6 protein-coding genes are annotated in these 10,163 nt (G+C 69.8%); 4 read left to right on the top strand and 2 right to left on the bottom strand.

Features of this window, described 5'->3' with window-relative positions:
* Positions 1 to 123: 123 nt before the first annotated feature.
* Positions 124 to 2,712, top strand: coding sequence for an alpha-glucan family phosphorylase (glgP, locus tag B7495_RS10070; protein ID WP_088456447.1), 2,589 nt, complete (start codon positions 124 to 126; stop codon positions 2,710 to 2,712).
* Between the two features lie 22 nt (positions 2,713 to 2,734).
* Here glgP and ybaK read toward each other — a convergent pair whose 3' ends face one another.
* Together ybaK and glgX are read right to left on the bottom strand one after the other, a co-directional pair.
* Positions 2,735 to 3,226, bottom strand: coding sequence for a Cys-tRNA(Pro) deacylase (gene ybaK, locus B7495_RS10065; protein WP_088456446.1), 492 nt, complete (start codon positions 3,224 to 3,226; stop codon positions 2,735 to 2,737).
* Entirely contained in the window at positions 3,223 to 5,280 is a 2,058-nt protein-coding gene (gene glgX / locus B7495_RS10060) for a glycogen debranching protein GlgX (protein WP_088456445.1), read from the bottom strand. The genes ybaK and glgX overlap by 4 nt, the downstream gene beginning before the upstream one ends.
* A gap of 88 nt (positions 5,281 to 5,368) precedes the next feature.
* On the opposite strand from glgX, the gene B7495_RS10055 reads away from it, so the two are divergent.
* Genes B7495_RS10055 through ligA form a run of 3 tightly spaced genes read left to right on the top strand, consistent with a single transcriptional unit; the run spans position 5,369 to position 10,106 of the window.
* Positions 5,369 to 6,592 (top strand): cysteine desulfurase family protein, encoded by a 1,224-nt coding sequence (locus B7495_RS10055; protein ID WP_088456444.1) that lies wholly within the window; start codon positions 5,369 to 5,371, stop codon positions 6,590 to 6,592.
* Positions 6,593 to 6,595: 3 nt separating this feature from the next.
* Positions 6,596 to 7,792 (top strand): tRNA 2-thiouridine(34) synthase MnmA, encoded by a 1,197-nt coding sequence (mnmA, locus tag B7495_RS10050; protein WP_205748664.1) that lies wholly within the window; start codon positions 6,596 to 6,598, stop codon positions 7,790 to 7,792.
* Entirely contained in the window at positions 7,785 to 10,106 is a 2,322-nt protein-coding gene (gene ligA / locus B7495_RS10045) for an NAD-dependent DNA ligase LigA (RefSeq protein ID WP_088456442.1), read from the top strand. Before mnmA ends, ligA begins: the two co-directional genes overlap by 8 nt.
* The last annotated feature ends 57 nt before the right edge of the window (positions 10,107 to 10,163 follow it).

Here is a 10,163-nt window from a genome sequence, read left to right as displayed (position 1 = left end):
GTACCGGTTCGTTTTGGTGTCTTAGCCACAAGACGACCGTAGCGCGAACGGGGGCCGAATCGGTGGTCACACGCGCGCACACCTGTTACCCGGTGGACACGTTGCGCCCCTAAAGTAAGGTTCGTGAAGGCGATCCGTAAATTTACCGTCCGTGCAGTCCTGCCAGAGTCGCTTGCCGCGCTCGATGAGCTGGCCGGCAACTTGCGCTGGTCCTGGCACGAGCCCACCCGGCAGCTCTTCGAGCACATCGCCCCGGAGCTGTGGCGCAGCATCGGCACCGACCCCGTCGCCCTGCTCGGCGCCGTCGACCCGGCCCGGCTGGCGGAACTCGCCCTGGACCACGACTACGTCGCCGGCGTCAACCTGGTGCGCGACGACCTGCGCGCCTACCTCAACGAACCGCGCTGGTATCAGGGCCTCGAGGGGGCGAAGCCGGCGTCGATCGCGTACTTCTCGCCCGAGTTCGGCATCGCGGCGGCGCTGCCGCAGTACTCCGGCGGCCTGGGTATCCTGGCCGGGGACCACCTCAAGAGCGCCTCGGACCTCGGTGTTCCACTCGTCGGCGTTGGCCTGTTCTACAAGGCCGGCTACTTCAGCCAGGCGATCTCGAGCGACGGTTGGCAGCTGGAGAGCTACCCGCTGCTGGACCCCGACGGTCTGCCCCTGTCGGTGCTGCGCCGGGCGGACGGTTCGCCGGTGCAGGTGTCCCTCGCCCTGCCGGACGACCGAACCCTGCACGCTCGCGTGTGGGAGGCCAGGGTCGGCCGCATCCGGCTGCTGATGCTGGACACCGATATCCCGGAGAACACCGACGAACTGCGCCAGGTGACCGACAGGCTCTATGGCGGCGGCGGCGAACACCGGCTGCTGCAGGAACTGCTGCTCGGCATCGGCGGGGCCCGTGCCGTGCGCCTGTGGAGCCACCTCAACGGCCGCGACGAGCCCGAGGTGTTCCACACCAACGAGGGACACGCCGGATTCCTCGGCTTGGAACGCATCTCCAGCCTCATCGGTGAGGGTCTGAGCTTCGCCGAGGCGTTACAGGTAGCCCGTGCCGGCACCGTTTTCACCACGCACACCCCGGTGGCTGCCGGAATCGACAGGTTCGAAACCTCCCTCGTGCGCCGCTACTTCGAGACCGACCTGCTGCCCGGTGTGGCCGTGGACGACCTGCTGGGTCTGGGCGCCGAGAGCTACCCGGGCGGGTCGCCGGATGTCTTCAACATGGCCATCATGGGCCTGCGGCTCGGACAGCACGCCAACGGCGTCTCGAAGCTGCACGGCGAGGTGAGCCGGCGCATGTTCAGCGGCCTCTGGCCGGGCTTCGACGCCAGCGAGGTGCCGATCACCTCGATCACCAACGGGGTGCACGCCCCCACCTGGACGGACCCGGCGCTGAAGGCCCTCGCCGCGAATCGGCTCGGTACCACCGACACCTCCACGGCCGACTGGGCATCGCCCGCGGTGAGCGACCAGGACCTCTGGGAGGTGCGCGGCGATATGCGCCGCCAGTTCGTCGAGGACGCCCGTCGCCGCATCGGCGCGGCCTGGCTGGTGCAGAACCCCGGCGGTCTGGTGCCGGCGTGGATCAACCAGGTCTTCGACCCCAACGTGCTCACCATCGGCTTCGCCCGTCGGGTGCCCACCTACAAGCGGCTCACCCTGATGCTGCACGATCCCGAGCGGCTGCGCGCCCTGCTGCTGCACCCCGAGCACCCCGTGCAGATCGTCATCGCCGGCAAGTCGCACCCCGCCGACGAGGAGGGCAAGCGGCTGATCCAGCGGATCGTGCAGTTTGCCGCCGATCCTGAGCTGCGCACCCGCATCGCGTTCCTGCCCGACTACAACATCGGTATGGCTCAGCTGATGTACCCGGGCACCGACGTGTGGCTGAACAATCCGCTGCGCCCGCTCGAGGCCTGCGGCACCTCCGGCATGAAGGCGGCCCTGAACGGCGCCCTCAACCTGTCCATCCTCGACGGCTGGTGGCCGGAGTACTTCGACGGTCAGAACGGCTGGGCCATTCCCTCTGCCGACGCGAGCACCAACTCCGCCGAGCGCGACCGCCTCGAGGCCGACGCCCTGTACGAGCTCATCGAACACCAGGTGGCGCCGCCGTTCTACGAGCGCAACGCCGATGGCGTGCCCGAACGCTGGGTCGCCAACATCCGCCAGACCCTGGCCGGGCTCTCGCCCGAGTTGAACGCCGGCCGGATGGTGCGCGAATACGTGGAGAAGCTCTACCGCCCCGCCGGTGTCTCCGAGGCGCGGCTCTCGGCCAACAACTTCCGGGCGGCCCGCGAACTCGCGGAATGGAAGGCCCGCATCGGGGGAGCCTGGCCCGGCGTGGCCGTCGAGCACGTGGAGTCCGGTGGCGTCGCCCCGGTGCCGCAGGTGGGCGATGAACTGCGCCTGCGCGCGCACGTGCAGTTGAACGGCCTCGCACCCGAGGACGTGACGGTGCAGGTCGTCTACGGCAGGAGCACCGGCGGTGACGACCTCACCGACGTCAGCACCCAGGCCCTCGAGCCGATCAACGACGTGCTGGGGCAGGACGCGACCGAAACCGTGACGCCCGGCGCGCCCACCCTGTTCACCGGAACCGTCGAACTCGACAGGTCCGGCGGCTTCGGCTACACCGTCAGGGTCGTGCCGCGGAACGACCTGCTGATCAGCGCGGCCGAGATGGGGCTGGTGGCCGTCGCCGGCTGACCTCGCCCGCGGGCCGGCGTCGTCAGCGGTCCCGGCCGATCGCGGCCACGACGGCGGCGGTGACGGAGACGAGGTCGGCGGGGGAGACCTCGAGGTCGAAGCCGCGGCGGCCGCCGGAGACGAAGACCGAGTCGAAGAGCTCGGCCGTCTCGTCGAGCACCGTCGTCAGCCGGGTCTTCTGTCCGATCGGGCTGATGCCGCCCACGACGTAGCCCGTTTTGCGCTCGGCCACCTTGGGGTCGGCCATGACGGCTTTCTTCGCGCCGACCGCCGCGGCGAGGGCCTTGAGGTCCAGCTGACCGGAGACGGGCACGATCGCCACGACGAGGGCACCGTCGGCGTCCGCCAAGAGGGTCTTGAACACCTGGTCGGGATCCAGCCCGAGCTTGTCCGCCGCCTCGAGGCCGTAGCCGGCCACCGCCGCATCATGCGGGTAGTGGTGGGCGGTGAACCGGATGCCGGCGTGCAGCAGCGCCACAGTGGCGGGTGTGCCGCCGGCATCCGGCTTGGTCATGCCCGGGCTTCCTCGGCCCGCAACAGCAGCATCGAGGTACCCCCCATGGTGAGGCGGGCGCCCGGCATGTGCGAACTCTGCACCTCGCGGATGTCGTCGTGACTGGAGTCCCAGAGCACCGTGTAGCTGGAGACCCCGGAGTGGATGGGCAGGGTCACCTCGGTGGGCGACTCCAGGCCGTGAACGATCAGGAGGATGCGGTTGAACGCCTCGTGCTCGGGGGTGCTGGCCGCGAGATACTGCAGGGTGCGTTCCTGGGGGGAGTTCCAATCGGCCTCCGACATCGAGGCTCCGGCGGCGTTGTACCAGTCCATCTGGCTGGCGCTGGGGGTGGTCTGGCCCGGCCGGCCGAACCTCACGGGGCGCAGGGCCGGGTTCTCCCGGCGCAGGGCAAGCAACTGCCGGGTGATCCGGTGCAGGTCCTGCTGCCAGTCGTCGAAGTTCCAGTCCAGCCAGGTGAGCTCGCTGTCGTGGCAGTAGGCGTTGTTGTTTCCGCGTTGGCTGCGACCGAACTCGTCCCCGGCGGTGAGCATCGGCACACCCGCGGAGAGCAACAGGGTGCCGAGCAGGTTGCGCATCGCCCGCCGACGGGTACGCAACACCGTGACATCGCGAGTGGGCCCCTCGACACCGTGGTTGAACGAGTTGTTCCCGTCGGTGCCGTCCCTGTTCGCCTCACCGTTGCCGACGTTGTGCTTCACGTTGTACGCGGTGAGGTCCGCCATGGTGAAACCGTCGTGGGCGGTGATGAAGTTCAGCGAGGCGACCGGGCCGCGCTCCAGCGAGAAGGTGTTGGCCGACCCGGCCAGACGGGAGGCGAACCGGCCGATGCCGCTGTCTGAGGTCGAGTGGTTGCGCACGGCGGCGACGTCGGTGAGCCAGAAGGACCGCATCCGGTCGCGGTACCGGTCGTTCCACTCCGACCAGCCGGTCGGGAAGTTGCCGGTCTGCCAGCCGCCCATGCCCACGTCCCACGGTTCCGCGATGAGCTTCACCCCGGCCAGTTCCGGGTCGTCGCGGATGGCGGTGAGCAGAGGGTGGTCCGGCGTGTAGTGCACGTTCTCGTCGCGTGCGAGGGTCGCGGCCAGGTCGAACCTGAACCCGTCGATCTGCACCTCGTTGGCCCAGTACCGCAGAGAGTCCAGCACCAGTCGCATCGGCACGTCGTGGCCGAAGTTGACCGTGTTGCCGCAGCCGGTGACGTCGATGTAATGACCCTTGGCGTTCTGCCGGTAGTAGGTGGCGTTGTCGATGCCCCGCAGGCTCGTGACCGGTCCGGCCGGGCCCTCCTCGGCGGTGTGGTTGTACACGACGTCGAGGATGACCTCGAGGCCGGCCTCGTGCAGCAGTTTGACCATGCCCTTGAACTCGCGCAGCACCGCCTCCGGCCCCTCGGACTGGGAGGCCTGCGTGGCGTAGTCGGCGTGCGGGGTGAAGAAGTTGAGGGTGTTGTAGCCCCAGTAGTTCGACAGGCCCTGCTTGATCAGGCGCTGTTCGGAGACGAACGACTGCACCGGCAGCAGTTCAACGGCGGTCACCCCGAGGTTCTTGAGGTACGCGATGGTGCTCTCGTGTGCCAGTCCGGCGTAGGTGCCGCGGAGTTCAACGGGCATGGCCGGGCTGAGCTTGCTCAGGCCCCGGACGTGCGCCTCGTAGACCACGGTGTGATCCATCGGCGTGTTGGGCTTGACGGCTCCGGCCCAGTCGAAGGCGTCGTCGACCATGGTGGACTGCCATTGGTCGGGTCCCACCCGGGCCAGACCCCGGGCGTACGGGTCGATCAGGGTCTTCTCGGGGTGGAACGAGTGCGTGGGACCGGCTGGACCGGAGACCCGGATGCCGTAGCGGCGGCCCGCGGTGAGGGTGCGGCTACGGCCGACCCAGACGTTGTGGGCGTCGCGCACCATGGGTACGGTGCGCACGATCCAGTTGGGGTCGGTGTGGTCGAAGATGCACAGTTCGATGGCCTCGGCGTGTTCGGACCAGACGCGGAGTTCCCCGCCATTGCTCGTAGCGCGGACGCCCAGATTGCGGAGGGTGTCTGCTGAAGTCATGAGATCTAGAGTAATCAGTGCGGACGGTGTATAAAGACCAGCCCGCACCGGCCCACCACGGGACCCGAGCCAGCCAGGAGGCGAGCACATGTCGGTGCATTTTGACCACGCGTATCTCGACCACGCCGCGACGGCACCGATGCTGCCGGCCGCCATCACCGCGTACGCGGAGGCGATGGCTGTCGTCGGCAATCCGGCGTCCATCCACAGCCAGGGCCAGAACGCCAAACGGATGCTCGAGGAGGCCCGCGAACGGGTCGCCGCGAGCGTGCACTCCGACCCCATCGAGATCGTCTTCACCGGCAGCGGCACCGAATCGGTGAACCTGGCCATCAAGGGCCTGTACTGGGCCCGGGCGCCCCGCACCCGGATCCTCGTGCCCGGCGGAGAGCACCACGCCACCGTCGACACCGTGGAATGGCTCGCCCAGCAGGAGGGTGCGACGGTCCAGTGGATCCCGCTGGACACGCTGGGCCGCATCGACCTCGCCGCCCTCGCCGCGGCCATCGCTGAGGACCCCGAGGATGTGGCCCTGGTGACCCTGCTGGCCGCCAACAACGAGGTGGGCACCCTGCAGCCCGTCGAAGACGTCGCGGCGCTCGCCGCGGCACACGGCATCCCGGTGCACGTGGACGCCATCTCCGCCTACGGTCACGTGCCCATCGACTTCGCTGCCCTGCACGCCACCGGAGTGTCGGCGCTGAGCGTCTCGGCGCACAAGATCGGCGGCCCCGTCGGCATCGGCGCCCTGGTGCTGTCCCGCACGATCACCGTGGTGCCGCTGATCCACGGCGGCGGCCAACAGCGCCAGGTACGCAGCGGCACCCAGGACGTGGCGGCGGCGGTGTCGTTCGCGGTCGCGGCGACAGCCATGACCGCCGACCTCGACGCCGAGAACCGGCGCCTGCGAGTGCTGCGCGACAGTGTGATCGCCGGCGTTCGCGCCGCGGTGCCCTCCGCCGTCTACAACGGCGACCCCGACTCCGCAGATTCGGGCACAGCCGGGCGTCTGCCCGGCAACGCCCACTTCACCTTCCCCGGCTGCGAAGGCGACTCGCTCCTGTTCCTGCTCGACGTCGCCGGGGTGTCGGTCTCCACGGGATCCGCCTGCCAGGCCGGCATCCCGGAGCCATCGCACGTGCTGCGTGCCATGGGCCGTAGCGAGGCCGAGGCCCGCAGCGCCCTGCGGATCACGCTGGGCCGCACCTCGACCCAGGCCGACGTCGCCGCCTTGCTGACGGCGCTGCCGGTGGCCTGGGCGCAGGCGATCGGCGCGGGAATGGCCGACTCGGCGCCGCGTGCGTACACTTAACCAGTGAAGATTCTGGCAGCAATGAGCGGTGGGGTGGATTCCGCCGTGGCCGCAGCCCGCGCGGTCGAGGCAGGGCACGAGGTGGTCGGGGTGCACCTGGCCCTGTCGCGCATGCCCGGCACGCTCCGCACCGGCAGCCGCGGCTGCTGCACCGTCGAGGACTCGATGGACGCCCAACGGGCCGCGAACATCATCGGCATCCCGTATTACGTGTGGGACTTCTCCGAGCGGTTCAAGCTCGACGTCGTCGACGACTTCATCGCCGAGTACGCCGCCGGACGCACCCCCAACCCGTGCATGCGCTGCAACGAGAAGATCAAGTTCGCCGCCCTCCTCGAGAAGGCCCTGGCACTCGGGTTCGACGCCGTCTGCACCGGCCACTACGCCTCGATCGTGACGGATGCCGACGGCAACCGGGAACTGCACCGGGCCAGCGCCTGGGCCAAGGACCAGTCCTACGTGCTGGGCGTGCTCACCAAGGAGCAGCTCGCGCACTCGATGTTCCCTCTGGGCGACACGCCGTCCAAGGCCGAGGTGCGCGCAGAGGCCGCCGAACGCGGATTCTCGGTGGCGAACAAGCCCGACTCCTACGACATCTGCTTCATCCCCGACGGTGACACCCGCGGTTGGCTCGGCGAGCGGGTCGCCCCGGAAACCGGCGACATCCTGGACCGCGAGGGCAACAAGCTCGGGCAGCACGAGGGCGCCGTGGCGTTCACCGTGGGACAGCGCAAGGGCCTCTCGATCGGCACCCCCGCCGCCGACGGCAAGCCCCGCTTCGTGCTCGAGGTACGCCCGGTGTCCAACACCGTGGTCGTGGGCCCCAAGGAGGCCCTGGCGATCAAGGAGATCGCCGGCACCCAGTACACCTGGGCCGGACTGCCCCCGGAGCACCCCGAGATCGAATTCGCCTGCGACGTGCAGATCCGTGCGCACGCCGACCCGGAGCCCGCCGTGGCCCAGGTCGTCTGCGTGCCCGCCGACCCCTCCGCGACGCCGCCGGTCGAGGCGCACACCGAGCTGCGCATCCTGCCGACCGAGCCGCTGACCGGCGTGGCGCCGGGCCAGACCGCTGTGGTCTATGTGGGTACCCGGGTGCTCGGGCAGTGCACGATCGACCGCACGATCAGTGCCGTTCCGGTCAAAAGCGACAACGTTGCAGGCCCGGTTCCCGCCGACTCCGCGACGATCAATGCCTGACGCGACGGGAGCGTCACCGGCGGCCGCGCTGGCCGCCGCCGGCGAGGAGGCCGCCAGCCTGACCACGCGCATCCTCGAGGCCCGCGACGCCTACTACGAGCGCAACCAGGTCATCGTCTCCGACGCCGACTACGACGGCCTGATCCATCGCCTCGAAGAACTCGAACGGCTCTTCCCCGAACTCGCCAGCCAGGACAGCCCCACCCAGACCGTCGGCGGCCGCGCCGAGACCACCCTGTTCGACCCGGTGCAGCACGCCGAGCGAATGCTCAGCCTCGACAACGTGTTCTCCATCGAGGAGTTCGAGGCCTGGGCGGCCAAGGTGCAGGTGAGCGCCAACCGGGCCGTGCACTACCTCTGCGAACTCAAGATCGACGGCCTGGCCATCAACCTCCGCTACGAGAGGGGGGTGCTCGTCAGCGCCGCCACCCGCGGCGACGGCGTGGTCGGCGAAGACGTCACCGAGAATATCGCCCTGGTGCCCGGAATTCCCGCCCGGCTGAGCGGCACCGGGCATCCGCCGCTGATGGAGGTACGCGGAGAGGTCTTCTTCCCCGTCGAAGCGTTCCGGGAGCTCAATGCCGCGCAGAGCGCCGCGGGCGAGCGGGTGTTCGCCAATCCCCGCAACGCGGCCAGCGGGTCGCTCCGGCAGAAGGCCGAGAGCAAGAACGCCGACCAGCTTGCCCTGATGAAGGCCAGGCTCGGCCGGCTGCGGATGCTCGTGCACGGCATCGGCGCGTGGGCCCAGCCCGGCGCCGAGTCGCAGTCCGCCGTGTACGACCTGCTCGCCGGCTGGGGTCTGCCCACCAGCACCCACTACAGGGTCGTCGCGACGCCGGCAGAGGCATCCGCGTTCATCGAGTACTTCGGCGAGCACCGCGGCAGCGTGGAACACGAGATCGACGGCATCGTCATCAAGGTGGACGAGCTCGCCCTGCACGACGAACTCGGTGCCACCAACCGCGCGCCGCGCTGGGCGATCGCCTACAAGTACCCGCCGGAGCAGGTGAACACGAAGCTGCTCGACATCGTCGTGAGCGTGGGCCGCACCGGCCGGGCCACCCCGTTCGCCGTGATGGAACCCGTCAGGGTCGCCGGTTCCGTCGTGCGCCAGGCCACCCTGCACAACCAGGATGTCGTGAGGGCCAAGGGCGTGCTGATCGGCGACACCGTCGTGCTGCGGAAGGCCGGCGACGTGATCCCCGAGGTCCTCGGGCCGGTCGTGGAGCTGCGCGACGGCACCGAACGCGAATTCGTGATGCCAGCAGACTGCCCGGTCTGCGGCACTGGGCTGAAGGCCGCCAAGGACGGCGACATCGACCTGCGCTGCCCGAACGCGCGGAGCTGCCCGGCCCAGGTCTGCGGCCGGGTCGAGCACATCGGCTCGCGGGGTGCCCTCGACATCGAGGTGCTCGGCGAGGTGACCGCGGCGGCGCTGACCCAGCCCACGGTTCCCGAAACGCCGCCGTTGGACACCGAGGCCGGCCTTTTCGATCTCACCATCGAGGATCTGTTGCCGATCAGCGTGGTCGTGCGGGACCCCGAGACCGGCCTGCCCCGCGAGGACGAGGACGGCACCGTGCGTCAGCGCACCCCGTTCCGGCGGAACCCGTCCGCAGCCGAGAAGAAGGCGGGTCTGGACGGCCCGCAACCGTCGTCCAACGCCGTGAAGCTCATCGCCGAGATCGAACTGGCCAAGACCAAGCCGCTCTGGCGCATCCTGGTCTCACTCAACATCCGTCACGTCGGGCCGGTGGCCGCACGGGCCCTGGCGAACCACTTCGGCTCTCTCGACGCCATCCGTTCGGCGTCGCGCGACGAGCTGGCCGAGGTCGACGGAGTGGGCGGCATCATCGCCGACGCCGTGATCGACTGGTTCGAGGTGGACTGGCACCGCGACATCGTGGAGCGATGGGCAGCGGCCGGGGTGCAGTTCGCCACGCCGGGGCACCCGGGCCCCGGTGCCGCTGCGGCGGCCGGTGGAGTGCTCACCGGGCTGACCGTCGTGGCGACGGGCTCGCTGGAGGGCTTCACCCGCGAGGGCGCGTCGGAGGCGATCATCGCCGCCGGCGGCAAGAACGCCTCCAGCGTGTCGAAGAAGACCGACTACGTGGCCGCCGGCCCCGGCGCCGGCTCCAAACTGGCCAAGGCCGAAGCCCTGGGCGTGCGCATCATCGACGCCGACCAGTTCCGGCTGCTGCTCGAACACGGCCCGGCCGGCCTGCCAGACGCCGCCCCGGCGGATGCCCCGGCCGAGAGCGGTGCCGAACCGGAGTCGGTCGCCGCGGCCGAGCCCGGCCGCGACACCGACTAGGCTCCCGCCGGCGGTCGCTCGTCGTTCCGCTGTGCCCAGAGCGAAACTCTCTTGCCG

The organism is Cryobacterium sp. LW097 (genome assembly GCF_002205495.2).
GTDB classification, from domain to species: Bacteria; Actinomycetota; Actinomycetes; order Actinomycetales; family Microbacteriaceae; genus Cryobacterium; species Cryobacterium zongtaii.
This window is presented reverse-complemented; position numbering and strand designations above follow the sequence as displayed.